27 protein-coding genes and 1 other RNA gene are annotated in these 26596 nt (G+C 43.5%); 12 read left to right on the top strand and 16 right to left on the bottom strand.

Annotated features, from left to right (window positions below):
* From ACBP55_RS28345 to ACBP55_RS28330, 4 genes are read right to left on the bottom strand one after another with little or no spacing between them, the layout of a single operon-like run.
* The gene (locus tag ACBP55_RS28345) at positions 1–1353 is read right to left on the bottom strand and encodes an ABC transporter permease (protein ID WP_464646394.1); all 1353 of its coding nucleotides are present in this window, start codon (positions 1351–1353) and stop codon (positions 1–3) included.
* Entirely contained in the window at positions 1350–2039 is a 690-nt protein-coding gene (locus tag ACBP55_RS28340) for an ABC transporter ATP-binding protein (protein WP_464646392.1), read from the bottom strand. Before ACBP55_RS28340 ends, ACBP55_RS28345 begins: the two co-directional genes overlap by 4 nt.
* A gap of 25 nt (positions 2040–2064) precedes the next feature.
* The gene (locus tag ACBP55_RS28335) at positions 2065–3249 is read right to left on the bottom strand and encodes an MFS transporter (RefSeq protein ID WP_464646391.1); all 1185 of its coding nucleotides are present in this window, start codon (positions 3247–3249) and stop codon (positions 2065–2067) included.
* A gap of 22 nt (positions 3250–3271) precedes the next feature.
* Complete coding sequence (locus tag ACBP55_RS28330) at positions 3272–4606, bottom strand: multi antimicrobial extrusion protein MatE (protein WP_464646389.1); 1335 nt, start codon at positions 4604–4606, stop codon at positions 3272–3274.
* A 226-nt stretch (positions 4607–4832) separates the two neighbouring features.
* Here ACBP55_RS28330 and ACBP55_RS28325 point away from each other — a divergent pair, with 226 nt between their 5' ends.
* From ACBP55_RS28325 to serS, 5 genes are all read left to right on the top strand, one after another.
* Complete coding sequence (locus tag ACBP55_RS28325; protein WP_464646387.1) at positions 4833–5147, top strand: hypothetical protein; 315 nt, start codon at positions 4833–4835, stop codon at positions 5145–5147.
* Positions 5148–5175: 28 nt separating this feature from the next.
* Positions 5176–5808 (top strand): hypothetical protein, encoded by a 633-nt coding sequence (locus tag ACBP55_RS28320; RefSeq protein ID WP_173185547.1) that lies wholly within the window; start codon positions 5176–5178, stop codon positions 5806–5808.
* A gap of 31 nt (positions 5809–5839) precedes the next feature.
* A complete protein-coding gene (locus tag ACBP55_RS28315) occupies positions 5840–6865 on the top strand; it encodes a tetraprenyl-beta-curcumene synthase family protein (RefSeq protein WP_464653428.1) in 1026 nt (341 codons plus the stop codon).
* 35 nt (positions 6866–6900) lie between these two features.
* Positions 6901–7869 (top strand): 6-phosphofructokinase, encoded by a 969-nt coding sequence (gene pfkA, locus ACBP55_RS28310; RefSeq protein WP_464646384.1) that lies wholly within the window; start codon positions 6901–6903, stop codon positions 7867–7869.
* 307 nt (positions 7870–8176) lie between these two features.
* Positions 8177–9460, top strand: coding sequence for a serine--tRNA ligase (gene serS / locus ACBP55_RS28305; RefSeq protein WP_464653427.1), 1284 nt, complete (start codon positions 8177–8179; stop codon positions 9458–9460).
* A 56-nt stretch (positions 9461–9516) separates the two neighbouring features.
* On the opposite strand, the gene ACBP55_RS28300 is transcribed toward serS, so the two are convergent.
* Entirely contained in the window at positions 9517–10470 is a 954-nt protein-coding gene (locus tag ACBP55_RS28300; RefSeq protein ID WP_464646382.1) for a D-2-hydroxyacid dehydrogenase, read from the bottom strand.
* Between the two features lie 173 nt (positions 10471–10643).
* On the bottom strand, positions 10644–11825 hold the full coding sequence (locus ACBP55_RS28295; RefSeq protein ID WP_464646380.1) for a putative glycoside hydrolase: 1182 nt from the start codon (positions 11823–11825) through the stop codon (positions 10644–10646).
* 109 nt (positions 11826–11934) lie between these two features.
* Here ACBP55_RS28295 and ACBP55_RS28290 point away from each other — a divergent pair, with 109 nt between their 5' ends.
* The gene (locus ACBP55_RS28290; RefSeq protein WP_173185550.1) at positions 11935–13089 is read left to right on the top strand and encodes an MFS transporter; all 1155 of its coding nucleotides are present in this window, start codon (positions 11935–11937) and stop codon (positions 13087–13089) included.
* Between the two features lie 43 nt (positions 13090–13132).
* Here ACBP55_RS28290 and ACBP55_RS28285 read toward each other — a convergent pair whose 3' ends face one another.
* The 5 genes from ACBP55_RS28285 to ACBP55_RS28265 all read right to left on the bottom strand — a co-directional run bounded on the left by ACBP55_RS28285 (position 13133) and on the right by ACBP55_RS28265 (position 16095).
* Complete coding sequence (locus tag ACBP55_RS28285; protein ID WP_464646377.1) at positions 13133–13369, bottom strand: Sec-independent protein translocase subunit TatA/TatB; 237 nt, start codon at positions 13367–13369, stop codon at positions 13133–13135.
* 124 nt (positions 13370–13493) lie between these two features.
* On the bottom strand, positions 13494–13688 hold the full coding sequence (locus ACBP55_RS28280; protein ID WP_029193437.1) for a hypothetical protein: 195 nt from the start codon (positions 13686–13688) through the stop codon (positions 13494–13496).
* A gap of 129 nt (positions 13689–13817) precedes the next feature.
* The gene (locus tag ACBP55_RS28275) at positions 13818–14639 is read right to left on the bottom strand and encodes a YitT family protein (protein ID WP_464646375.1); all 822 of its coding nucleotides are present in this window, start codon (positions 14637–14639) and stop codon (positions 13818–13820) included.
* A gap of 176 nt (positions 14640–14815) precedes the next feature.
* Entirely contained in the window at positions 14816–15508 is a 693-nt protein-coding gene (locus ACBP55_RS28270; RefSeq protein ID WP_464646373.1) for a DUF4247 domain-containing protein, read from the bottom strand.
* A 50-nt stretch (positions 15509–15558) separates the two neighbouring features.
* Positions 15559–16095 (bottom strand): DUF4178 domain-containing protein, encoded by a 537-nt coding sequence (locus tag ACBP55_RS28265; protein ID WP_464646371.1) that lies wholly within the window; start codon positions 16093–16095, stop codon positions 15559–15561.
* Between the two features lie 280 nt (positions 16096–16375).
* Here ACBP55_RS28265 and ACBP55_RS28260 point away from each other — a divergent pair, with 280 nt between their 5' ends.
* The 3 genes from ACBP55_RS28260 to ssrS all read left to right on the top strand — a co-directional run bounded on the left by ACBP55_RS28260 (position 16376) and on the right by ssrS (position 19424).
* A complete protein-coding gene (locus ACBP55_RS28260) occupies positions 16376–17980 on the top strand; it encodes a DEAD/DEAH box helicase (protein WP_464646369.1) in 1605 nt (534 codons plus the stop codon).
* A gap of 366 nt (positions 17981–18346) precedes the next feature.
* Entirely contained in the window at positions 18347–19192 is an 846-nt protein-coding gene (locus tag ACBP55_RS28255; RefSeq protein WP_464646367.1) for a YesL family protein, read from the top strand.
* A 50-nt stretch (positions 19193–19242) separates the two neighbouring features.
* A non-coding RNA gene (gene ssrS / locus ACBP55_RS28250) (6S RNA) lies at positions 19243–19424 on the top strand.
* Positions 19425–19477: 53 nt separating this feature from the next.
* On the opposite strand, the gene xylB is transcribed toward ssrS, so the two are convergent.
* Together xylB and ACBP55_RS28240 are read right to left on the bottom strand one after the other, a co-directional pair.
* Positions 19478–21007 (bottom strand): xylulokinase, encoded by a 1530-nt coding sequence (gene xylB / locus ACBP55_RS28245; RefSeq protein WP_464646365.1) that lies wholly within the window; start codon positions 21005–21007, stop codon positions 19478–19480.
* Positions 21008–21133: 126 nt separating this feature from the next.
* Positions 21134–21628 carry a GNAT family N-acetyltransferase gene (locus ACBP55_RS28240; protein WP_464646363.1) on the bottom strand — a complete coding sequence of 165 codons (495 nt, stop codon included), beginning with the start codon at positions 21626–21628 and terminating at the stop codon, positions 21134–21136.
* Positions 21629–21785: 157 nt separating this feature from the next.
* Here ACBP55_RS28240 and ACBP55_RS28235 point away from each other — a divergent pair, with 157 nt between their 5' ends.
* Entirely contained in the window at positions 21786–23132 is a 1347-nt protein-coding gene (locus tag ACBP55_RS28235; RefSeq protein WP_464646361.1) for an Nramp family divalent metal transporter, read from the top strand.
* A gap of 151 nt (positions 23133–23283) precedes the next feature.
* Positions 23284–23673, top strand: a complete 390-nt coding sequence (locus ACBP55_RS28230) for a DUF1499 domain-containing protein (protein WP_029193446.1) — start codon at positions 23284–23286, stop codon at positions 23671–23673.
* 49 nt (positions 23674–23722) lie between these two features.
* Here the strand turns inward: ACBP55_RS28230 and tpx are convergent, their stop codons facing one another.
* Positions 23723–24241 carry a thiol peroxidase gene (tpx, locus tag ACBP55_RS28225; RefSeq protein ID WP_029193447.1) on the bottom strand — a complete coding sequence of 173 codons (519 nt, stop codon included), beginning with the start codon at positions 24239–24241 and terminating at the stop codon, positions 23723–23725.
* Between the two features lie 161 nt (positions 24242–24402).
* On the opposite strand from tpx, the gene ACBP55_RS28220 reads away from it, so the two are divergent.
* Entirely contained in the window at positions 24403–25287 is an 885-nt protein-coding gene (locus ACBP55_RS28220; RefSeq protein WP_029193448.1) for a LysR family transcriptional regulator, read from the top strand.
* Between the two features lie 56 nt (positions 25288–25343).
* On the opposite strand, the gene ACBP55_RS28215 is transcribed toward ACBP55_RS28220, so the two are convergent.
* Positions 25344–26033 (bottom strand): zinc metallopeptidase, encoded by a 690-nt coding sequence (locus ACBP55_RS28215; protein WP_464646359.1) that lies wholly within the window; start codon positions 26031–26033, stop codon positions 25344–25346.
* A gap of 23 nt (positions 26034–26056) precedes the next feature.
* Positions 26057–26497 (bottom strand): MerR family transcriptional regulator, encoded by a 441-nt coding sequence (locus ACBP55_RS28210; protein ID WP_029193450.1) that lies wholly within the window; start codon positions 26495–26497, stop codon positions 26057–26059.
* Positions 26498–26596 lie beyond the last annotated feature (99 nt).

Below are 26596 nucleotides of genomic sequence, written 5' to 3'. Positions count from 1 at the left end.
CTATTCTCGTTTAATTGCTGTTAGTGCATCGGTTCGAGAGGCTTTAACTGCCGGGTATAAACCCGAAAGAACGCCCGTCATAATCGCAAAAAACATACCGACTGGAAGAATCCATAGGCTTATAAATAAGATTTCAACAGGATCCCCTCGGTTATTGGAGCTAAATTTGATAATGATCAAATTAATTCCCCAGATGACCCAATACGAGAGCAATATACCAACAAAACCACCTAGCATGCCCAGAAGTGAAGATTCCACGATAAACATATTGCGGATTTGTTTCAAATTTGCGCCAAGTACTTTCATGATTCCGATCTGTCGCCGACGCTGATGAGTGGACATGGTCATCGCGACCACGATGGAAATGGAAGCTACGAAGAGTACAAAGAGGCCAACACCGGTGAGCAGCAACCTAACAATGGCGAACTCGCCTTTCATGCGATCTTCTTGATACAAATTAGTCTGCGTTGTGAGTTGTAGTTTTTTAATCATTTCATCTACTTGTTTTACATTCATACTGTTATCTACTTTGACTCTAACTTCTGAATACTGAACATGACTATTTGTTGAGGACTTATTTTGGGCTTGTAGGATTTTGAGACCTGTTTCAGGGGATACATAAGCGGTTTTGTTCCCTTGCAGCATGGATTCTGGTAATCCATCAGGCTTCTTCAGTACGCCAATGACACGAACTGTCACCTCATTTGGTTGGATGGTTTTCGGTCCTGACTGGTTCCCCGGTTGATCTTGGTTATTATTCGATTTTAGCGAGATTTGCTTTTGATAGAGGGGGTAAGGAATAGCACCCATCTGACGGTAAGTTTCGGACTGTTCCTTGCTAGGATTTTGCTGCATGAGTTTATTACGTACTTCCGCGGTCTTTATATCCAAAACGCCAAGCGTAGCCCCATAATTGAGAACAATATTATTGATCTGATCACTAGCCCCACCCTGTTGGAACTTAGCGTCGAAGTCCTCTAAAGTACTCAACTCCGTAGCCTTGAGGTCTAGGTAGCTTTCTTTGCCGTCATCGACAGTGAATCTGAATTGTCCTAAATTTTGAAAACTAGCTACCGATTTAACATGAGGAAAAGTACGAATGAGATCGAGCTTACTTGTCGTAACTTTAGAAGGACTGCTAGGATCGCTGTTTGGGTCAACGATGGTGATTTCATCGGTTTTGAGATAGAAGCTCATTTGCTTCTGGCTGTAGTGTTGTATCGATTCGCCAAAGCCAAGAGCAACCATAATGGAAGCCGAACCAATGGCAATTCCGACCGTACAAAGCGCTGTCACAACCTTGCGTCGCTGCAGTTGGTCCCAGCCTAGACGAAGGTAATCCTTAAGTTTCATCCAGCTTCACCTTCCTGCTCGTTTCCTTCCAGTAAATAACCATCGCGAAGCTGCAAAATGCGCTGCGTTCTGCGTGCAACTTCATGCTCATGGGTAACAATAACGAACGTAATGCCATTCTGGTTCAAATCAATGAGTAGATCGATGATCTCTTTCTCCGTTTTCGTATCCAGATTACCTGTTGGTTCATCAGCAAAGACGATAGCTGGATTCGTAATCAAGGATCGGGCAATACTGACACGTTGTTGTTGTCCTCCAGATAACTGTGAAGGAAACATATCAGATTTATCCCCGATACCAACTTGCTGCAGGAGAGCCAACGCTCTTTGTTTACGTTCATGACTTGCGACACTTTGGAAGACAAGTGGCAGTTCCACATTCTCGCGAACGGTTAAATGTGGTATTAATTCATAAGATTGGAAGATAAATCCGATATGAGTCCGCCGAAATTCCGCCAAGCGGTTTTCGCTCATTTTCTCTATGGCCTGTCCAGCGATTAAAATACTGCCACGGGTGGGCTTCATTAGGCCTGCCATTAAATTTAGCAGTGTTGATTTCCCAGAGCCTGAACTGCCGAGCAGAGCAACCATTTCTCCTTGCTCTACTCGGAAATTCAGCTCATGAAGAACGGGAGTTTCTTCTTGGCCTGTGCGGAAGCTGTGAGATAACCGTTCAATGGCTAACACGTGATCAACCCTTTCAATTTAAAACTTAGCGGCCACTTGGCATACTTTCACCTTCATCGTTTTGAAAAATATGAGTGCCCAGAAACCCAATAGCCGCGACGATCGATAAGCAAGCTGCAATGATATAGACAGTGCTTCCACCAGCTAAATCAAAAATCCAACCGCCCAACGTGCCGCTAATTAGTCCTGCAATACTTGACCATGCCACAGCGAAGATGGCTTGCCCAGAAGAGCGATATTCATCAGGAATAATTTGGCTAATATAGCGATTAGCCGTAAATAAGAAGATACCGAATGTTAAACTGTGTAACAATTGAACCCCAATGACCCAAGCGGGATCTTGAATAGAACCCATAATGAAGAAACGAACGGCATATATGATTCCGGCGAAGGCAAGCAGGGGTAATTCTTTGAACCTATGTCCATGTTTGCTTAGAAAGAAAAACACCGGAATTTCACTCAGTGCCGAGGTCATCCAAGCATAGCCAATCAGGGAATCAGATGCCCCAAGCTGGCGCATGTACAAGGCTAGGAATCCATCGTTGAAACGATGTGAAACGGACATAATAATAATTAATACTAAGAACCAGACGAACTTCTTGGATCGAATGATATCGAGCATGCCTCCGAATGCCATTTTCTTGCCGCCTTGGCGCGCATCTTTTAACAAGAAGATAATGACTAACGTGCAGCTGATGGTAAGCAGGCATAGTACTGGCGTTAGCCCTGTGCCGTAGTATCTAAGAATTAACCCAAAACCTCCGGCAGATACGGCGAAACCGATGGACCCCCAGACGCGGAAAGAGGCATAGCTTTTACCGCTATCTCGAATACTTAGCATTAACTGGCTGTCATTCAATGAATTTACGGGCTGCTGGAAGAAGAAAAACATCGCTAAACATATGTATAGCAAGGAGAACCAGCCTGCGGTAAATACCAAGATCGCAGTGATCAGCTGCCCAATAATCAGAATGATCATGATTTTCTTAACCGTTTGGAAGCGATCACTAAGAAATCCCCACAGCAAGTTGGTTGCTATCCCAATCAGTGGCCCTATGGCATATAGCAAACCGATTTGAAGCTTGGAATATCCTTTGTAATCAAAGTAAAGCGGGAAAAAAGTAACAACAATCCCCATTGTCATAAAAAAGGAAAACGTGAACAATTTGAGCAGATGGTCTTGTGGCTTTGTAGATATAGACGTTTTCATCAGTAGTTATCACTCGATTTCTTTACAAATTTTCTGTAGAAAAATTCGTTTGTCCGTTTTCGGACGTTCGTTTGAGTACAAAAAGCACGACTAGAAGCTCTGCAAGCATACCAACCGATTGCGCGAGAGCACCGATCAAGCCATTCCAACCGGGTGCATTGGCTATGACGATGAATAAGGTTAACACGGTAACGATAGCATTCGCAGTTTGAGAGAAAACCATGATTTTCGTTTGGCCTCTCAGCATAATAATGCCGTTCATGTAATCAAGCCACGGGAATACAATTGTCATGATCATAAATATACGCATGGCTAGTAAGCTTGCATGCATCAGTTCGGAATTAACACCCATGACATGTGTCATAAACCAAGGTCCGAGAGATGTATAGGCAAGAATTGCGATTAATGCTCCTGGTATAAAGCTAAGAAGGATTACGAAACGTACGACACTTCTGGCATCTTTGCGATAGAAATTCAAAACAATTTGATGAATATAAGAGAAGAAGCTCAAAACCAATTGCGTCAAGGAACCGGCAATCGCATAAGAAGATATCGCTAAATGAATATGCGTTGTTTTGCCTAATATGGCATTTATGGCGGGTCCAATGATGACGGCAATGATCGAAGAATATAAAAGGGGCTTATAGAAGCTGAAAATTTGTTGTTTGGTTTCAATCGGATGATTAGGGGCCTTTTCTGGTATGATGGTTCGAAGTAAGTTAGTTCCTTCCCATACAGCAACCATAGCTTCAATAATCATTCCCACTAAGAAAATAATGGCGCCAACACGGCCGCTAGAAACATGATTTGTCGTAATAAAATATAACGATAACAAATACATGGCGATGATTCGCACACACATACCAATGGTCAACCATTTGGTCCTCATATTAAAAATAATGATACCGTGAAATAAGCACCGCAGTCCTGAGAAAATGCTCACATACATCAAGATGCGATAAACACTAAGTGTAGTGTCTAACAGCTCACGTTCAACTCCAAAAAAATAAAGAAATACCCATTCCCCAACAGGTGTATAACATATAATGAGACCAATTAGGATGATACACGCGAATACATATGTACTAACTGCTGCCATGGCTCGAAATGAGATGCGGTCTCTTACAAGTGCTGAGCAAGCTTGCCGCAGCAAAACAACGGGTCTTTCGGTTAGGCCAAGTAAGCTTAAAGGCAGCGCATAGCTGGCAATGACCACTTCCGGATTATCGGCCCTGGCCAAGGTGCTGTTGATAATAACATGCGAGAGGGTAACTAGTGTTGCGGAAAGGCCGAGGGGGAGGAAAAAGGAGATAAGCTGTTTCCATGTGATGTTTTCTTTGATTGTCTTAGCGGTCATCCAAATCGCACTCCTTAGAGTTTTGCTCGAGCAAAACTAGCTTCGTAAGAGGAACTCTTACTAAATATTCCCTTTTAAAAACGTTATTTAAGTATACCAGAAAATGAAATCAGGTTGACATACAATTTTAACTGGAAACCCAAGGTTTGAAGTGATACATTTAAAGGTAGAATGTTTCTTGAACAAGTCGCAGCATGTTTTTACTGCAAGGAGGTTTAACAGAAGAATGAGCTGCTATTTCCAGTATGATGCCAGGCTCGGAATTGAGATTCCTGTGTTAGAAGAAGAGTGGGATTCTTATCCGCCCAGTGTGCGTGTCGATATTCTATTACATTGGGAACAAATTCGCGGTGCCATACCTGACCGTATTATGAAGTTAGAAACGACGATTATTTACAAACAAAATCAGCTGGACAAGGAAGACGATTTTCCCACATCATGTCGTTTGAATTCCGAAATTGCTGACGTAGCTTCTATCATAAATGATCTTCATCTTTGGTTCCGGGCGAATCAGGAATTGGAATCGAAAACCCACCAATAATGGTTGTCAATGAAGGGAGAATGACTGCATGCATAGCAATAAGGATGGGGATAACTGGCTGGAAGCTATTGCAAAGCCGCTCTTGGAGCATCTGCCTGCTTTATATCCAATTGAAGAATGGGATGGAAGCATGGATGCACGCATTGAAGCGCTTGTCCCAGCTATGATGACTCAAGGCAGTCCGGGGCAAGAGTCTTATGGATTGGCGATTAAAGCGGGTCTTTTTTTACTGAATGAGAGTTTAGATAAATCCCATGATATTGCCCAGGAAATCACGAATGCAACAGGCAGCTATTGGCATGCTTTGATGCATCGGATGGAGGGGGACTACAGCAATGCGAAGTATTGGTTCAACGATGTTGGTCATCATCCCATTTTCTCTAACTTACTACAATTTGTGAGTGAATATTTGACAGTAAAAGACTTTGCGGATTTGGACAATGAAGCCCTTCGTCAGAAGCTTGAAGTGCTGATTACTTCTCCGGAATGGATCCCTTGTGTCTTCATCGATATCGTCGAGTTACAAGTATCCCTGGTTCAAAATCCTATTGTTGATCAATGGTTGCGGCATATTCAACGATATGAAATGCAGTTATTGTTGCAGTATTGCTATGAACAAAGTTGTGGAGGAAGTCTGCTTGAAGCAATTGGACAGAAGTAGCACAAAGGTTCCACAAGGCCCAATACGATTAATGGTCAGGGTGTACCGATATATTTTACCGGACGTAAGCGATCAGCTTTCCATGTGGAAAGCAAAGGCGGAAAATATCCCAGATAGTGAGCTGCGTACCCAAGCACTTGCTAGCATCGCTACAAAACAATTTCATTGTCAAGGTGGCGCTGTTTATGCGGCTGCTAATTTATCGATGCGTCATGTACTCATCCCGCTCATTGTTGCGTTTCAAACGATTAGCGATTATTTAGATAATCTATGTGACCGAAGCACATCCTTGGATCCCCAGGATTTCCGTCAATTGCACCAATCGATGCTGGATGCTGTTGATCCCTCTAAGCCTTTGAACGATTACTATGCATACAGACAAGAGAAAGAGGACGGAGACTACTTAACAGATCTCGTCCAAAAGTGTCAGTCTTGTATTAGTCTGCTTCCGTCCTATAAACAAGTAGCCGATCAGGTGCGAGAATTCGTGGCCTTGTACTGCGATTTACAGGTGTACAAGCATATTCGCAAGGATATGCGGGAGCCTGAGCTACATCAGTGGTGGGATCAACATCATCATAGGTATAGCCAAATTTCTTGGAATGAATTTGCAGCAGCCACAGGTTCAACGTTAGGCATGTTTATGCTTTTCCTTGCGGCTTGTGATCCTCATTTGAGTGAAAAACAGGTCGATTCGATACGGGAGGCTTATTTCCCTTATGTGTGCGGGCTGCATATTCTACTTGATTATTTAATCGATCAGGAAGAAGATATTTTGGGTGGAGACCTGAACTTTTGCAGTTATTATGAATCTATGGAAGCAACCGTAGAGAGAATTGCCTTTATCGTGCAAGAGGCTCGCAGCAAAATTTTGTTCTTGGAACATCCGCGATTTCATCGTATGATAATCGAAGGTTTGCTTGCGCTCTATTTGTCGGATCCTAAGGTCAACGGCCAACAGCAAGTGAAGAAAGTATCGAAGCGTCTTATGAAAAATAGTCCGTTAACCCGGTTATTTTTCTGGCTAAATAGCATGTACATCCGTACGTCATCATGAATGACATTCAGAAGTAATTTGAAGGAGGAATTGAAATGTCAGCAGTAAAATCAATTGCCGTTCTAACAAGCGGCGGAGACTCTCAGGGAATGAATGCGGCCGTCCGTGCGGTTGTAAGAAGCGCATTATTCCATGGTCTCGAAGTTTATGCCGTACAACGTGGATACCATGGTTTAATTAACGATGATATTCGCCAAATGGATTTGCGCAGTGTTGGAGATATCATTCAACGTGGGGGGACCATTCTACAAACGGCTCGTTGTAAAGAGTTTTTAACGCCAGAAGGCCAACAAATTGCAGCCGATAACTTACGTAAGCGCGGCATCGATGGTTTAGTCGTTATTGGTGGAGATGGATCTTATCAAGGTGCCAATAAGCTAAGCAAGTTGGGAATCAAAACGATGGGTCTGCCGGGTACAATTGACAATGACATCCCATTCACTGACTTTACGATCGGTTTCGATACAGCAGTAAGCATTGTTGTGGATGCGATCAACAAGCTTCGTGATACGATGACATCGCATGAACGTTCATCCGTAGTAGAAGTCATGGGGCGTCATTGCGGTGAGATCGCACTATACGCAGGATTAGCTAGCGGTGCGGAAACGATTATCGTTCCTGAAGTTGAAGTCGACATTAATGAAGTGGCTAACCGTATGAAGGATAACTTCTCCCATGGTAAACGTCACAGTATTATTCTCGTTGCTGAAGGAGCGGGATCCGGTGATGGGATTGCTAAACAGATTAACGAGTATGTTGGTATTGAGCCTCGTGTAACTGTTCTTGGTCATATTCAACGCGGAGGAGCTCCTACTCACAATGACCGAATCTTGGCAAGCCGTCTTGGTGATTTCGCTGTACGTAAGCTCATGGAAGGCGATTCTTCCAAAGCATGCGGTGTGATCAAAGGTGAATTAGTAGCTACCGATATTGATTTAGTTGTAAATACAAAGCGTCCTTTCAATACAGAACTTTATGAATTGGCAAGTCGTTTATCCCAATAGGACTACATTGGAACAAACGCTATTGACCTGTATCATATCTTCGTTTATAATTTCGTTCAATATACAAAGCGACATTAGGTCTGTGAAGAGCATCCAACTCGGAGACGTTCATGATCGGTAAGGCGCAGAATACAACGCCTTACTCTAAATAAACCGGCACCGCCCGTTATCGCGGAACCAAGCGGATGATGACATGTTAATGTCGTCATCAAGTTGGGTGGCACCGCGAGCAGAACGCTCCTCGTCCCAATCGGACAGGGGCGTTCTTTGTCTTTTTCAAATCAAAGAAAAGGAAGCGGTGAGTGGTATGTTGGATATCAAATGGATTCGAATGCATCAGGACCAAGTGAAGGAAGCGGCTCAAAATAAAGGTGTAGAATGTCCACTGGATGAGCTGCTTGAGGTAGATGAGAAGAAAAGGCTGCTGCATCATCAAGTGGATCAGCTGCGCACAGAACGCAATCGTGCATCCGCTCAGATTGCCCAGTGTATGGCTGAGCAGAACAAGAGAGAAGCCGAGGCTTTAAAAGATCAGGTTCGCGGCTGGAATCGAACATTAACGGAGTACGAAGAGGAGCTTGCGAAACTGGAGGAGCGGTTCAAGGGACTAATGCTTACGGTACCGAATCTGGCTTCACCTGATACGCCACTCGGGGCTACGGATCAAGATAATGTTGTACAGAAAGAGGTGGGTCAGCCAACCTCGTTTAAATTTGAACCTCGTGATCATATGCAAATCGGGGAGGCGCTGGATTTATTCGATTTCCCTCGCGGAGTGAAGGTGGCTGGAAGCAGGAATTACTACCTCAAAGGGATGGGGCTATACTTACACAGGGCTGTTCAGCAGCTTGCTCTTGATTTGCTATCTGACCGAGGTTTTACGGTGATGGATGTTCCGCTGATGGTACGGGAAGAGACGCTGCAGAATGCTGGCTTTTTCCCAGCTGGGAAGGACCAGACCTACGAATTTCAGGATGAAAATAAATGGTTAGTTGGCACATCGGAAGCTCCATTGGTTTCGTATTATGCGGATGAAATTATTGATTTATCAAAAGGGCCGATACAACTGGCAGCCGTATCGAATTGTTTCCGTAAAGAAGCAGGTTCAGCAGGTAGAGATGTACGCGGATTATATCGTGTACATCAATTTGCCAAAGTCGAGCAGGTGATTCTTTGTGAGAATGATCCCACCACTGCAGATCAAATGTTAGATCAAATCACACGGAATGCGGAGGATATTCTAGGTTTACTTGAGCTTCCTTATCGTGTTGTTGCCGTATGTACGGGAGATATGGGCGCCAAAAACTACAAGCAATATGACATTGAGACATGGATGCCAAGCCGTAATGCTTATGGCGAAACACATTCGTCGTCAAGCCTTCTTGACTTTCAAGCTCGCCGCAGCGGCTTGCGATATCGAGATAAGAATGGTGAGCTTCGTTATTGCTATACCCTTAATAATACAGCTGTCGCCACACCAAGAATTCTAATTCCGTTACTAGAGAATCATCAGCAAGCAGATGGTTCGATTTATCTGCCAGCCGCACTGAGACCGTATATGAGAGGGCTCACTGCCATACCGAATAAATAAAATAACGTACCGCATCCTTAGAAGTTCAACTTTGGGATGCGGTACGTTATCGTATGTTAATAGCCTTCTGTTAAATCAACGACATTCATCATTTCGGTGCCATCTAAAATAGCTTTCAAATTATGATAAAAAATCGTGGAAACTCGCTCTGTATAGTGAATGGAAGCTCCAGCGATATGCGGAGTAAGAATAACATTATCCATGCTCCATAGGGGAGAAGTTAAAGGTAATGGCTCCTGCTCAAAAACATCGAGCGCAGCGCCTGCCAGCTTGCCGTCTTGCAGCGCATGGATCAAATCCTCTTCATCAATGACATCACCGCGAGCCAAATTGATTAAAAAAGCACTTGGTTTCATTAAGCGAAGATGTTCTTTGGTCAAGAAACCTCGCGTCTTAGCTGTGCTAGGAAGTAGAAGAACGACGAAATCACTTTGTGAAAGCAAAGACGTTAAACCTTCTTCTCCGCTGACCGTCGAATCAAAGGCAGGCCCAGGCGAACCGGAACGATTCAGCCCAATGACTGTCATATCAAAAGCCTTAGCTTTGCGAGCAACCGCTTCGCCAATAGCGCCAGCACCAATAATGCCAATTGTTTTACCATAAAGCTCACCGAAACTGACTTGGTTGTTCCATACTTTACTTTGCTGACGCTCATGGAGAAGATTCGCCTTACGAACCCATTGCAGCATGAGACTTAGCGTAAATTCACTCATCTGGATCGTATGTACCCCACGGGCATTGGTTAGTATGACATTACGCCGTGCTAACTCTTGGAGAGGAAGCTTATCAACGCCAGCCGATATGGTTTGCATCCATTTCAGCTTATCCGCCTTCTTGAGGATGTCAGGATTCATTAGGCCAGCCGTGATCATAACATCTGCATCTGCTATGTATTCCCCAGCTTCACTTGAAGATTTAAACCAATGAAATTGGCAGCGTTCCTTCAAGTCTTGCGGCATCTGCTTTTGCATGGAAGTCAAATCCATTCCAGTTATGGCGACAATATTCATTGCTTTTCAACTCCTTTTATGTCATTGAGAATAATAAAGTCAATCTATAAGATTCTTTGATTGTACATATCTCCGGTAATTCTGGTAACATGAATCCTGATTACATGATAAATCAAACCGAAAACGAAAGTAAACACCCCGAGAGCTCTTAGTGCTCCCAGGGTGTCTCCAAGTTAGTATTTTACATCAGGTGTGTAGTTGTTATTGGCGTTCCATAGCAGGAACTCATTGACGCCGTTTTCTTTCAAAGCCCGTATTTGTTCTTCCACTTCATGTTTGCCGTACTTGATATAACCAGGTACCCAAGAAGCGGTGAAATCTTGAATCCAAGGGCGAACTATCGGCTTCCAACCTTTTTTATCAATGGCTTCTAACTTCTTGGTTGTATCCTTAGATGCTCCATCGATAGTGACAAAAGGCGCAGCATCCGGCACTTTGGAGCCAAACCAGCCTGTGCTGTAATGACTTGGATAAATCATGGGAGCGATGACATCGACATTTTGAGAGATTTTCTCGAAATCTTGACCAATGCCTTCGGCTGCCGGAACAGAGGCCGCATAACCAAATATATCAACAGATACACGAACACCAAGTGGCTGCAATTGTTCTTTGGCATATTTGACGAAAGAAGCGACAGCATCAATACGTGAACGTTCATCTTTCGTATATTTGAGAATGTCAGCTCTTTTCTCGAAGCCTTCCGGGAATCGGACGTAGTCGAATTGAATTTCTTTAAATCCAGCTTTTACGGCCTCTTTTGCTACTGCGATATTGTAGTCCCATACTTCTTTGTTATACGGATTTACGAAGCTGTCCGGTGGGTTCTTACCGTTGCCCCACAGAGTTCCATCTGGATTGACGAAAGACCATTCTGGTTTCTTCTTGGCAAGAACCGTGTCCTTGAATACAACGATACGGCCGATTGGATAAATATGATGTTCATTCAAGGTACTCATTAAACCTGGCATATTACCAATAATTTTCTGTGTTGTTCCCATCGCCTCAAGCTCTGCGTTCCCTGTTTGCCATGTTATGTAACCCCAATCATCCTTAACATCGATAACCATGGAGTTAAGTTCCGTGTCGTCCAGAAGTTTTACAAGTGTGTTTAGGCGTGAACCTCCAGCGCTATGGGCTGTTACGTAAATACCTTTAACAACAGGGGCATCCTTCTGTGGGTCCTGTTTGTTGACTGGAGCGAGTGGATCCGTCTCTTGGGACGGATTGGGTTGAACAATCGCAACAGCATTCTTCGCATTCAGAGAAGCTTGCACGAGCTGTTCAAAGCTGGCATCCGGGTTAGCGGCTGTTACGTTGCCCCAGATTAGGGCGAGTGAAGCAAGTAATATTTCCATGATGTATAAGTCCTCTCCAATCATTGTTTCTAGCTTTTATTATAAAGCAAGCGGGAAACTACGCACAGAGGAAATTTGTAGAGGTTTGTAGAAAGAAGGTAGTCGTTCATTGAAACTTGATAAACAAATTATTTCATTATCTGGTGTGAATTTTTTTTACTATGCTTCTAGTGCCATTTTATTGCCCTATTTACCTTTATATTTGAATAGTAAAGGCTATTCAGCTAGTGAGATTGGACTCTTAATGATGATTGGTCCATTTATCTCCATTTTCGCTCAGCCATTTTGGGGATATGTCAGCGACCGGTTCAACTCCGTGAGGAACATCGTGTTTTTACTTTGGAGCCTTTCCTTACTGGGAAGTTTTGGATTGTTTTTAACAAAAGGCTTCGGGCTTACACTTGGATTTATTTTACTGCTTTACTTCTTCTTACTGCCATCCATTCCACTCATCGACAATTTGGTTGTTAAATCAACGGCGCAGCGTGGGATGTCGTATGGATCCGTACGATTATGGGGTTCTATTGGATTCTCGGGTGTTGCTCTAGTTTCAGGTCTTTTACTCAATGAATTAGGGGGAGTAGCCAACATACCTTATTTTTATTGGGCGTTGTGGATCTTCCCATTTCTATTGCTAGCTTTTATCAAAGACGAGAAGGGCAGCGGACAGCGAATAACATTAAGTGCGATCGGTACGATTTTCAAAAATAAAAACTTCTTATGGTTTATGATCATGGTTCTGATAATATCTATTCCGCATCGTATGAACGATGCACTATTAGGTTTATATTTGAATAAATTAGGTGCTACGGACTCAATGGTCAGCTGGGCTTGGGCCATTGCGGCATGCACTGAAATTCCGGTATTTGCGTATATCAATCGGTACATACATCGTTATCACGAACTGACCATCTTAGGTATCGTTTCAGTCTTATACACAATCCGTTGGTTACTCTACACGCTCTTCAGCGATCCATGGGTGCTAATTGGTTTACAGACAACGCATATGGTCACCTTTGCTGTTCTGTGGATCGTTGCGGTACAGTATGTCGTGCGTCTGCTTCCGGAGCAATTTGGCTCAACGGGTCAATCCATTCTTGCGATGGTGTTCATGGGGCTTGCAGGTATTATCGGCGGTTCAGTGGGCGGATGGTTGAGCGAGCAGTGGGGAGGCGCAAGCATGTATGTGTTTGCGTCAGTAATGTCGGCAATAGCAGCAGGTATGTTTTTCGGAACTCAAGCCGTAATGCGTAGAAAAAGCTAATAATAAAAAACACCCGGTAGCCAAATTAGCCGGGTGTTTGCACTTACTTGTGAACTTGTCCTGATTCTGTATTCGTGACCTCTGCAGGATTAATCTCTTTACGAACCGGTACTGGCTGATCATCGGCAGATGAATTACCGCCATTTCCATTCGTTGCATCTTTAAATTCACGAAACATTTTGCCAAAACCTCTGCCAAGTTCAGGCAGTTTATTAGGCCCAAACAAAAGAAGGGCAACAATTGCAATTAAGATGATGTGCCAAGGAGATAATGCTCCCATTCCAGACACCTCCATTAGTTTATCTTAGCTCTAGTATACCATGTTCTTATCATAACCTATATACCCTAATTATTACAAACTCAATAACATTATCTAAATAAAGTTGACCAGAAAAAGACGCCCCTTAATGATACAGGGCGTCTTTATGATGTTCCGTAATACTGAACTGAATAATTTCCATGACATCTTCTGCTTCGAGCGCCTCAATGCCAAATCGGAGGACGATCTCGGAGTCCAGCTCATAGCTGGTTAAGAAGGGATACAACTCGGGTGTTAATTTCATTACAATCCTGGATAATTTGACTGTCTCCACAAGCATCACCCTTCCAATCAAAAGATTAGAATAAGAACTACGCCTGAACCACTCACGATGAAACCAGAACTATATGAAATTAGTATCATTATAACACAATTCAACTTGGAATAAAGAGGCTGATTGCACGATTAATCATTTAAGCTTGCGGAATTCGCCGACGACACCAACGGTTTCCACGATATTCACGAATGCTTTCGGGTCTATCTTTTTAATAATTCGCTTTAATTCTACGAGTTCATAGCGTGTTGTGACGGTCATTAACATATCATGCTGCTGTTTCGTATAAGCGCCTTCCGTCTTAACTAAAGTAACACCTCTAGGCAGCAGAAGCAGCTCGTTAATCAACTCATCCTTTTGTTTCGTTACAATGAAGGCGGTCACTTTGACGTGGCGAATATGTATGGTATCGACAACTTTCCCGCTAATATAGATGGCAAGCATTGAGTAAAGAGCAAGGTCCCAATTATGCTTGAAATAGCCAAGTGCAACAATGACCACACCGTTCATGGCTGATAGAAGGGTACCGAGAGGGAAGTCAAATTTTCGGGTTAAAATCAAGCCAACAATATCAAAGCCTCCACTCGAGCCACCTATACGCAACGTGATACCGCTTCCTATACCGATAAGGACTCCCCCAAAGACAGCACCAAGCATGGAATCCTGAGCGACATAGCTTGTAGGCAAAATTTGCATAAGCCATACTGTTAATATGACCGACGCTACACTGATCATAATAAATCTACGTCCAATTGAAACCAATCCCCAGATCATCAATGGCAGGTTAAACAATAAATACAAGAAACCAATGTTAAAATTTGTGAAATAACCAATAATCATGGCAAATCCAGAAACCCCGCCGCTAAGCAGTTGGTGAGGAATGAGGAACATGTTGAAGCCGACTGCGACAAGCAGTGCGCCAACTAGAATGATGAAAGCATCTAGCGCCTTTTTCAAAAAAAATCACCTCTAAAATAGTATGCAGCATAAAGCAAGTATAATTCATTCTTCTAAAACTTCAATCTTAATTTACCTTTGGTAAATTAAATGGACTTTAATGGAAATAAGTTAATCCTTTAAAATGAAAAAAAGCTGTGTCCACTTTATGGAACACAGCTTTTTAGAGGAAAGAATCAGCGTCTTTTGAAAGAGCCCGTCTTTTTAGAAGTGCTTGGCGAATTAGTAGAAGGTTTCGTTACCTTATTCGTAGTTGAACCGTCGTTTTTACGTGTTGTGGAGCTGCTGCCTGAATTTGGTGTGCCTGTACCGCTCTTGAAGCTGCCCGTTCGATCTGACGTTGTTGGTTTCTTATCCTTCGAAACATCCGTTGTTGGCGTAGTCGCCTTACCGCTACCTGCATTATAAGTCGGTGTCCGGGTATAGCCTCTATAGTCGTCGTAAGGCCGTTTATTATTGAACCATCCTCCGCCGAATAAGGATTGAAGCAGAGTGGCTGTTAAATAACCTTGTAGGAACGAGGAGTCATAATGCGATTTGGCATATTCAATACTATCGATCTGAACAAGCGTGTTTTTACTATCGCTGGGGTCCTTTTGGACGTTAATGACTTTATCATTATAAACAAGGAACATTTGATCGTCGGATTCTTTGCTCTTTTCCTTCGGTGACTCTTTTGCCGCTAGCTCAGTTGCCACAGCAGGGACGCTTTTATTTTCAACTAAATAAACTTTGGAGAGATTGCTTCCTTTGCCGTCAACACTAACTAACGGATACTGATCTTTAATATAACGTCCGGCATCAGCGCCGCACGCGGTTAGAAGGGCGATGATCAATATGAAAGAAACCCATGAAGTCCATCTTTTCACTTTTCAGTAATCCCTCCTTTCCAAACATTACTAATGATAACATAGGTTGTCTAGGGCGTCGATTTCAAAAATTTGATCTGATTGCCCGGTGTGCGCTCTCCCTCAAGAGCAATAAATTTGCCATCCTGCCATTGGAGGAAGAAGAATCTACGGTCCGGTCCAAAATATCTCCAAAAGATGATGTCGTCTCCGCTGCGGAAGTCTGTATTTCCTTCAGTCCTAGAGACGTCATTGCGATGAAACTCCAAATCAAATGTAACATCTTCGTCAAGCTCCAAACGAGTAGGAACATCATTGGGATCATCAAGAGCACCTTCGACAAAGCTGCAAAGGAAGCAGTCGTAAGTTCGCCCTTTTTCCACAATCAAACACTGAATATTTTTGCCGTTTTGTAAATAATAAGCGTAACGATGTGGAGCAAACCCGCGGTCAAAATAAATGACCTTGCCGGATACAACATACTCCTCTAAATCTACATTAACAATATCTCCAACTCGAGCATCTTCAAGGGGATTACCTATAGGTGTTGTTGTTGGTTCTTGTTTTTGACTACGCAGGATGCTGCTGACTCGTTTAAATATGGACATTGGAAACTCTCCTCTATTCCGTTTATTGTTCTACCTAGTAATACGTATAGCTTATGCGTTAGGTTTCGTTCTCATTATGTAAGACGCCACTGGAAATGTGTGTATGACTTGTGCTATAATATTTTAGATGTTCTTAAGGGCGGCCAGTTGGATCATGGAAGATGTTAAATCAAAAGTGTATTCCACCAATAAAACTATAGACACGGATAGGAAGTCGTACTTAAGGGTAAAAAAGATACAAGGCATTAGCCTGCCCTGTACAAAAGGAGATTGAATATATTTGAAAACATTTCAGGAGTTTGGTTTAGAGCCGGCGATTTTACGCGCTGTTACGGAGATGGGCTTTGAAGAATCCACGCCAATCCAAGAAAAAACGATCCCATTGGCTATGGAAGGCCGGGATTTGATTGGTCAAGCACAAACAGGAACTGGTAAAACAGCGGCTTTCGGTATTCCGCTTATTCACAAAATCAATACAAAAGAAGAGCGCATTTCTGCTCTTATCATGTGTCCTACACGGGAACTTGCCATCCAGGTTGCGGAAGAGATTGAGAAACTCGGTCGTTTCAAAGGCATTCGTTCCTTGCCCATCTATGGTGGACAGGATATCGTTAAACAAATTCGTGCTTTGAAGAAAAAACCGCAAATCATTATTGGTACACCGGGACGTCTACTTGACCATATTAACCGTAAAACAATCAAATTAGACGATGTACAAACAGTGGTTCTGGATGAAGCGGATGAAATGCTTGACATGGGTTTCATGGATGATATCCAATCCATTTTGAAATTGGTTCCAGAAGAGCGTCATACGATGTTGTTCTCTGCAACAATGCCAACTAATATTCAAAAATTGGCACAACAGTTTCTTCGTAATCCTGAGCACGTATCGGTTATCCCGAAACAAGTTAGTGCTCCTTTGATTGACCAAGCATATATCGAATTGCACGAAAAACAAAAATTCGAAGCGCTTAGCCGTTTGATCGACATGGAAGCTCCAGATCTAGCCATCATCTTCGGTCGTACAAAACGTCGCGTTGATGAATTGGCAGAAGCTCTTCAAAAAAGAGGCTATGCAGCTGAAGGTCTTCATGGCGACTTGTCCCAAAATCAACGTGATAACGTGATGAGAAAATTCCGTGACGGCAGCATTGATGTCCTTGTAGCTACAGACGTTGCTGCGCGTGGTTTAGATGTATCCGGCGTTACTCACGTAATTAACTTTGACCTACCGCAAGATCCAGAAAGCTATGTTCACCGTATCGGTCGTACAGGCCGCGCTGGTAAAGAAGGTACAGCTTGGACCTTCGTAACACCAAGAGAAATCGATCACTTGCACTTTATTGAGAAAGTTACTCGTCACAAAATTAACAAAAAACCATTACCTAGCTTGGCTGAAGCCATTGAAGGTAAACAAAAAATGACAGCTGAGCGTATTCTTGATGTGCTTCAAAATGATACACAAGCAGAATTCAAAGGCTTAGCTATTCAAATGTTAGAACAATATGATTCCGTAAATCTCCTTGCTGCAGCTATGAAGCTGTTGACTGGTGACAAAAAGGAAACGAATATTGAGTTAACACCAGAAGATCCGATTCGTGCAAGAAAGAAAAAATTCGATGTACGTAGCTCAGGTAGACGAGTTGGCGGCGGCTATGGCTCAGGATCAGGAGAACGTCGTCAAGGCGGCGGTTACAGCTCAGGTACTGGTTCCAGCAGCTCGAACTCCCGTTACCCGCGTAAAGATAGCAGAGATTATGGTTCAAACAGAGAAGGTGGAAGCAGTTCATCTTCCAGAAACCGTGAGTACGGAAGCAACAACTCCGGTAACCGTGATCGTTCCAGAGCTCCTCGTAAGAGCGAAGATACGCTAGTGAATAAATAAGGTTATAACCCCAATAAAGAGAGGCGGAGATCCAGTAGGATCTTCGCCTTTTTAGCATGGTATATGTGATTTACAGTACGAAAGTGCAAGTGATGATTACAAGTAAGATGAAAAGCACCAAAATGACACCTGCGGGCATTCCCACTGGATGAGACACTAGTATCAACCTCCTGAAAATGATTTGGGGGTAGTTCTTTTTGACAATACTATACTATGTAAAAGAACCTAGAACGACTAGACGTCTACCTATATGTTGAAAAATAGGCTATAATTAAACCAATGAAAAAGTAAGACAACTTAAGATGTATGCGTTTTAACAATCAACGTAGAAAGTTTCCCAAAGGAAACGCTAAGGAGGAAGCAGTTTTGGAGTTTAGAGGAGTTATGGGAGGACTGTACAGAATATCGGAGTGGATTATGCGTTTATCCGTCATTAATCTGCTTTGGATGTTATGTTCGATTCCGGTTTTCTTTTTTGCTTTTATGGGGTTGGTGAGTCCATCGGTTGATGCATTGAAGGCATCGCTACCCATTATCGCCATTTTGGCACCGTTTACTTTATTTCCTGCAACTTCCGCGATGTTTGCTGTAGCTCGGAAATGGGTTACAGGTGAAGAAGATGTACCACTTTTGAAAACTTTTTTCCGTGGATATAAAGAAAACTATCTACAAAGCATGGTTGGTGGCATTTTCTTCGTAATCATTTTCGTTATCATTGCGGTGAACTACTTCTTTTATTTAAAGCAAGGAAGTTCACTGAAATTATTGGCCGTATTATTTATCGCTTTCACGGTCATTATTATCATTTCGTTGTTCAATTTCTTCTCGATTATGGTTCATTTGCATATGAAGGTTTTACAAATCTTGAAGAATGCCGTATTGATTACCATTGGGAATCCAATTAACTCGATTGTTCTGTTGCTCTGTAACGGAGCTATCCTTTACATTTGTGTGACCAAATTTAATTTCTTCCTTGTTGTTTTCTTTATGGGAAGTATTATGGCAACTTTCTCGTTCTGGCAGTTTAATCGCAGCTTCACCAAGCTCCAAACGAAGCAGCAAGAGCTAGAAGAGAAGGAACAACAGAGGCTGGCTGAAGCGCAAGAAGAGGAAGCTCAAAATCATGCAGAAGCTATAGCTGACGGTGAAGAAGACAGTAAGTCCGAAATTAGCTTGCATAAAAAAGATGAGAATGAAAAGACTAGAGACTAAACCTACCAGTTGATAATCAACCGGTACGGCACTATAATAAGAAATACAAAAGAATCCTGCGATGTTCGTAACGGTTTTAAGTTGTTTTAAACCAATGACTGTTTCTAGGGAGACCTACATTGAAGTGTGGTTGACATGCCCTCGAAAGGGGACCTCAAATACACCTCTGCGGACACCCACCTGCGAGAGCGGGTTTGAAGCACCAAAATCGGACGGCATAGGCGGGTTTTTTTGTATTAAAAAGAGGCTGATCAGGAGGATTCCTGTTCAACCTCTTTTTAATGTTCAATGACCAGCCAAATCACTTAGCTGATGGAATGTGTTCTGAAGAGTTCCATAAAGACCACGATATATTTGATAGTAGGCTTCATACTGTTTTTGATTATCAACATTTGGTTCTGCGCGATCGGTGACATGAATCCATTTCTCGCAGAGTGCAGCAATATCTTCTTGCAGTACGCCAGAAGCGGCCATAATCGCAGCGCCATACGCAGGGCCGTCTGTGGAATTAACGGTGACCACAGGGATCCCAAAGATGTCTGCGATCATTTGACGCCAGAACGGACTTCTGGCACCGCCGCCATTCACGCGAAGTTCAGTGACTTCAATGCCGGACTCGCGTATAAGTTGCAGCGAGTCGCGGAGCCCGAAGGTAATGCCTTCGAGAACGGCACGGGTGAGATGTGCTTTCTCGTGCCGTAGGTTGAGGCCGATGAAGGCGCCTCGAGCCTTCGGATCGGGGTGCGGCGTCCGCTCACCGGATAAGTAAGGCAGGAATAGCAAGCCTTCGCTCCCGAGGGGAGCTGTGGCTGCTGCAGACGTCAGGATCTCGTAGACGTCTTTGCCTTCCTGCTGCGCACGCTCAAGCTCCTCGTGCGCGAAGTGGTTGCGCCACCACTGGAACGAGCCGCCGGCGGCCAGCATGACCCCCATACGGTGCCACTTGCCAGGCACACCGTGACAGAAGGAATGAAGCCGATAAGCTTCATCCACTTGATACGTGTCGTCGTGAACGAAGACGACACCGGACGTGCCGAGCGCCACGGAGGCGATGCCTTGGCGTACAACGCCAACACCTACGGCGCCGCAAGCTTGGTCGCCGCCGCCAGCGACGACCGGCGTGCCTGCGGCTAGGCCGGTTAGGCTGGCTGCTTCCGGCAGCAGCTGTCCGGCCACGTCGCCGGACTCATAGAGCGGCGGCAGCCATTCCATAGGAATGTCCAGCCGCTCAGTGACGGTCTGCGACCAGCTGCGGTGCGCGACGTCCAGCAGCAGGGTGCCGCTTGCGTCGGCCATGTCCATGCCGAATGCTCCCGTCAGGCGCAGCCTGACGTAGTCCTTCGGCAGCAGCAGATGCCGAACGCGCGCGTAGTTCTCCGGCTCATGCTGCCGGAGCCAAATGACCTTGGGCGCGGTGAAGCCGGTCAGCGCCCGGTTGCCCGTTAGTCGACCAAGCTCGGCTTCGCCGACGGTCGACTCGATGTAAGCGCACTGCTCCGCGGTGCGCTGGTCGCACCAAAGCAGCGCAGGACGGATCACCTGCTGCGCTTCGTCCAGGAACACCGACCCGTGCATCTGGCCGGAGAAGCCAATGCCAGCGACGGCTTCGCCGGCGACGCTTGTTTTCTCTAACAGAGCGCGGATCCCCTTGACTGTGGCGTTCCACCAATCCTCCGGATGCTGCTCTGCCCATCCGGGGTGGGGCTGCTGAAGCGGATATTCAACGCTATGGCTGCCAATTACTTGACCGGAGTCATCGACAAGAATGCATTTGACTGCAGAAGTTCCTAAATCTATGCCCATGAAATATGACATAAAGTTTCCCCCTTGTTAAGCTGTAGTTGTTAAATTCTCTTTCTTCTTTGTTTGTTTAATAAATATACAAAGATTATTCATTATTATATTCGCACGATAGAACGGAATTCCTGCTTGAGGCGATATTTATTTCCATATTAAATTCATTTCATGCCACTGGATGCCAGCATGCTTAGAAGCTGAAGGAGCTTCATAAAGAAATCCATTTTTTTCGTAAAATGAAATTAAATGCTCTTCACACATTAAAACAATGCCCTTCAAACCCTCTTTTCTTGCTATTTCGATGATACGTTGCAGGAGTTCAGTGGCAACTCCGCGACGTTGGTGGGACGGGTGCACGGCGATGGTCAGAACACAGAGGTATTGTCCATCCTCAGCGTACTGTGTCACTTGCTTGATACTATCATCAGCTATTTCTTTATTAGAGATCTTTACGCTATTCGTTACGCCGATAATTTGATGGTCTAGCTCATTTTCTGCCACAAGAAAATAAGCCCCAAATAGTTGTTTTCTCATTTGAAAAGCTTCTAGTGCAGCAGCAACCTCTTTTGAAAAAACGGAAGTTTCGATTTCATAAGCCTTAATGATGTCTTGGTTACTTTCGACTGGGCGGATCAACATCCCTACATACCTCCTTGTAAAAACTTTCCTGAGGGAAAATTTTTTTTATATGCACATGTTTGTTTACCTATAGCATAAGATAGGGCTATATAGTATAATTACAAATAAAGTTTCCTTTGAACAACATTATTGGTCTTGCGAAAGATGAGGTAATCATATGGGAATAGCATATAAAAAAGTTGAGCAAGAGTCCAACGGATGGAAAGGCAAGTCACCAATGCCTAGTCTGCCTGAAGTTCATCAAAGTATGCGCGTGCCAAAGAAAGCGGGTTTTTTCCGTAAACTTCTTGCTTTTGTAGGCCCGGGCTATCTCGTAGCCGTAGGGTATATGGATCCGGGAAATTGGGCAACTGATTTAGCAGGTGGCTCCAAATTCGGATATACATTGCTTTCTGTTATTTTAATTTCAAATTTGATGGCGATTCTGCTGCAAGCATTGTCTGGCCGTCTAGGAATTGTTACAGGTCGAGACTTAGCGCAAGCTTGTCGTGATCATTATAGTAAGCCTGTTTCATTCGGACTATGGGTGTTATGTGAGCTAGCTATTGCAGCATGTGACCTGGCAGAAGTTATTGGTGCCGCGATTGCGTTACAGTTATTATTCGGTATACCGCTTATTTATGGCGTCATTCTTACTTCGTTAGATGTTCTTTTGGTTCTTATGCTGCAAAAGAAGGGCTTCCGATACATCGAGGCCATGGTAATTAGTTTAATCGCTCTAATTACTTTTTGTTTCGTGATGGAACTTATTTTCTCAAGACCTGATTTTGCTGCTGTTGCCGTTGGTTTTATTCCTAAAACAGAAATTGTAACGAACCCAGCTATGTTATATATCGCACTTGGTATTCTGGGAGCAACTGTCATGCCTCACAATTTATATTTGCATTCTTCTATCGTACAAACGCGCAAAATAGAGCCGACAGTAGAAGGTAAACGTGAAGCAATTAAATTCGCCACGATAGATTCGACTGTAGCTTTAATGTTGGCTTTGTTCGTCAATGCCGCGATTCTCATTCTTTCTGCAGCAGCCTTTCATTCGGCAGGTAAAGAGGTAGCGGAAATACAAGATGCTTATCACCTTCTGGGGCCTATGCTGGGCACGGGTGCTGCTAGTATTCTATTTGCAGTGGCGCTGCTAGCTTCAGGACAAAATTCAACACTAACAGGCACATTGGCCGGTCAGATTGTGATGGAGGGCTTCCTTAATATTAGACTCTCGCCTTGGCTGCGCCGATTAATTACACGATTGATCGCGATCGTGCCCGCAGTTATTGTTATTGGCATATATGGAGAGAGTGGCGCTACTGATTTACTCGTTCTCAGTCAGGTCATTTTATCTTTGCAGCTTTCCTTTGCCGTTATTCCGCTTGTTACGTTTACTTCGGACCGCAAGAAGATGGGTGAGCTTGTAACGCCTAAGTGGATGATTGTCCTAAGTTGGTTTGTAGCTATTTTGATTGCAGGCTTAAATGCTTACTTGCTTTACGCGACTTTTTTTGGGTAATAAAACAGGGCATACAAATGGAAAATCGGAGGAGCCATCCTCCGATTTTGATTTCCCCTCTTTTTCTTAAGCCTAAACAATGGTAAGATAGAGAGCAGTGTAGAGAAATAGCAAGTGGTCTATATGTACTCATTGAAGGGGGAAAAGGCTTTTGCTTAAGAGAACTTTAATCGGATTACTTCGCAGTCATGAAACGACCGGAGATAAAGCCAAAGATCCTTTGCTTAAAACAAGATATTATAAGCTTCCTAAAGAACAAGTATGGGAAGAAGTCACTGCCGTTCTGAAAAAAACGCCAGGCTATAAACTCCTTCACGAAGTTCAAAACGTAGGTGAAATTCTCGCGGAACGTAAAACAATGACTGGACGAACACAGGATGTTACGTTAACGCTATTTGGGATTAATCCCGTGAAAACCGCGGTAGACATTTATTCAGCATCCCGAGGCTCAATGGGGGATTTGGGTTCCAATTATCGTACTATTATAGATATTTATAAACAATTAGACAGAAAACTTGCTCCATATAAGATTGAAGGATAACAAAAACAGCAGGGAAGCTAGGCCTCCTTGCTGTTTTATTTTGTGCGGATTAAACTAATTTTTTGACAGCTTCTACAGCTGTTTCATAATTAGGGTGAGCCGTCATTTCGCCAAGGTACTCCACGTATTGAACGGTATCATTTGCATCGAGTACGAAAATGGCACGCATATCAAGTTGAAGCTCTTTGATTAATACGCCATAAGCTTCGCCGAAAGATTTTGTTTTGTAATCGGACAAAGTGATTACTTTGTCAATTCCAGCCGCACCACACCAGCGGGATTGTGCGAAAGGAAGATCAACGCTGATTGTAAGAACAGCAACATTATCGCCTAGACCTGCTGCTTCTTCATTGAAGCGGCGAGTTTGTGCGTCACAAACGCCTGTATCCAAAGATGGAACAACGCTGATCAGCTTTACTTTACCAGCATAATCTGAGAGGGAAACTTGAGTCATCAAATCTTTGTTGACTGTGAAGTTAGGTGCTTTGTCACCCACTTTAATTTCTGGTCCTACCAAAGTAATCGGATTGCCTTTAATGGTTGCAACACCAGTACGTTCTTGTGCCATATGAACTGTTTCCTCCTTTATTTTCCTGCTGAATAACAACTTAATTATTATAAGCTTTTTGAACTTAGGTTGTCCAATCGTTACTGTAAGGCTATAATTTAAAATGTTTAAAGATTTTGTAAGCTTGTAATTACGGAAGAAAAGTCGGGGGATTTATCCAAGTGGAATTAAGACAACTGCAGTACTTTGTAAAAGTAGCTAGAAAGCAGCATGTGACACAAGCAGCGGAAGAAATGCATGTTGCGCAGTCAGCTGTTAGCCGGCAAATTCATCTTTTAGAGGAAGAGCTGGGTATTAATTTGTTCGTGCAAAAAGGTCGTAATCTACATCTTACCTCCGTAGGTCATTTATTCTTAAGCAGGGTCGAAGGAATACTGACAGACTTAGAACGCGCTGTTGGCGAAATACATGAATTTCTTGACCCGGAAGCTGGGGAAATTCGTATTGGGTTTCCGCATAGCCTGGTCATCAATTTGCTCCCTGCTGTCGTTGCAGCCTTTAAAAAAGATCACCCTAACGTAAAATTCAGGCTGCGTCAAGGAACATATACGTCCTTAATCCGAGATGTCTCTAAGGGAGAGATCGATCTGGCTTTCATTTCACCGTTTCCAGAATCACATGAACATGTTGCGGGTGAAATTTTGTTAACCGAAGAATTGTATGCGATTATTCCCTCCAACCATATCCTTGCGGATTATACATCGATACGACTGGAACAATTAAAGAACGAGCCATTCGTTATGTTTAGAGAAGAATATACGCTGCGTACGATTGTGATGGAGGCTTGCTTGAAAGCTGGCTTCATTCCGAAGATTGAGTTCGAAGGTGAAGAAACAGATACCATACGTGGACTCGTAGCCGCGGGTATGGGGGTCAGTTTGCTTCCTTCCATGGCTTTAATGGAAAGCGGTCAGATGCAGCCGGTCAAGATTCGTGTGACTGATCCTGCGGTCACTAGAACTGTCGGTTTAATTTGTCGAAAAGATGAAAAGCTGCCTTTGGTGGCTGAAGTTTTCAGGCGGTTTCTATGTGAATATTTTCAATGAAAAAAAAGCTCATCTTGGGTGTGTGAATGACACCTTACAAGATGAGCTTTTTATGATTAGTCGTCACTATTACGGCCACTAAATATCATAATATATTTCACAAGTTCAAGAACGGAGATTAAGGCGGCGGCGACATACGTAAGAGCAGCTGCATTTAATACCTTAGCTACCCCGCGTTCTTCTTCATTAGAAATGAAGCCTTCTGCGACCATTAAATCTCGGGCTCTTGAGCTGGCGTTAAATTCTACTGGCAATGTAACTAATTGAAAAGCAACGGCTGCTGCGAAAAAGATAATGCCTAGACCGAGTAACCATGGGATCTGTTGGAATAAGAAGCCGGCTAGGATGAGCAAGGGAGCTACACCGGAAGCGAAATTAACAACCGGGAACATGTGATGCCTTGCGACAAGCATGGGATAATGAACTTGGTGTTGAATGGCGTGACCTACCTCGTGACAGGCCACAGCGACTGCAGATATGGAGCTTTGATAGTAGACTGGCTCAGATAAACGTACGACTCGGGCTGTCGGATCATAGTGATCGGATAGGGTTCCGGGTACAGCCTCAACAGGGACATCATACAGTCCATTGGCATCGAGCATGCGTCTTGCTGCCTGAGCGCCTGTCATTCCTGAATAAATGGGAACCTCTGACCACTTGTTGAATGTTCCCCGAACTCGAAACGAGGCCCACAACGAAAGTCCGAATGCAATAATAATGAGAAAATCCATGGGATGAAAAAACATTTTGACATTCCTCCGTATTTTCGTTACGAGAACGGATTTTTACCTAGAAGAACAATGAGCGCTTCAATACAGGCCGCTGTTGGCTGTGTAAGTATACGGGAAAGCTTCTTCATTTGATTTGGCTTCAACTGTTGGATGATGGGTCCCAGCTCTTTAGCTTCTTTCATTAACTGTTCTAGATGAAGCTGGATTGATGTCAGCTTATCTCTCACTGTATCATCTGGGGACACTTTACTCCATTGTTGTAAATTCGCTTTGATTTCTTCTAAGGTATATTTCTCGTTCTTCATAGATTCAATACGTTTAAGTCGAGTTAAAGTTTCATCACTATAAAGGCGGTAATTTGTATCTGATCTTTTCTCGGGCTCAATCAAGTTTAACTTGGTGTAGTAATCAATGGTTCGAGAACTGACATCGGCAAGTTTAGCTAGTTCTCCGATTTTATAAAGCTTCTCTTTCCCCAAATAAATTCACCTCTACTCCAATGTTATGTTTGATTTCTTCTATATATTAATGATACCTGATTACAAACCGTACAGTCAAACGTAATACTTTTCAAAGCT

This window comes from Paenibacillus sp. WG02 (assembly GCF_055396115.1).
The sequence above is the reverse complement of the archived record's forward strand: the minus strand, read 5'-3'. Positions and strand labels throughout refer to the sequence as shown.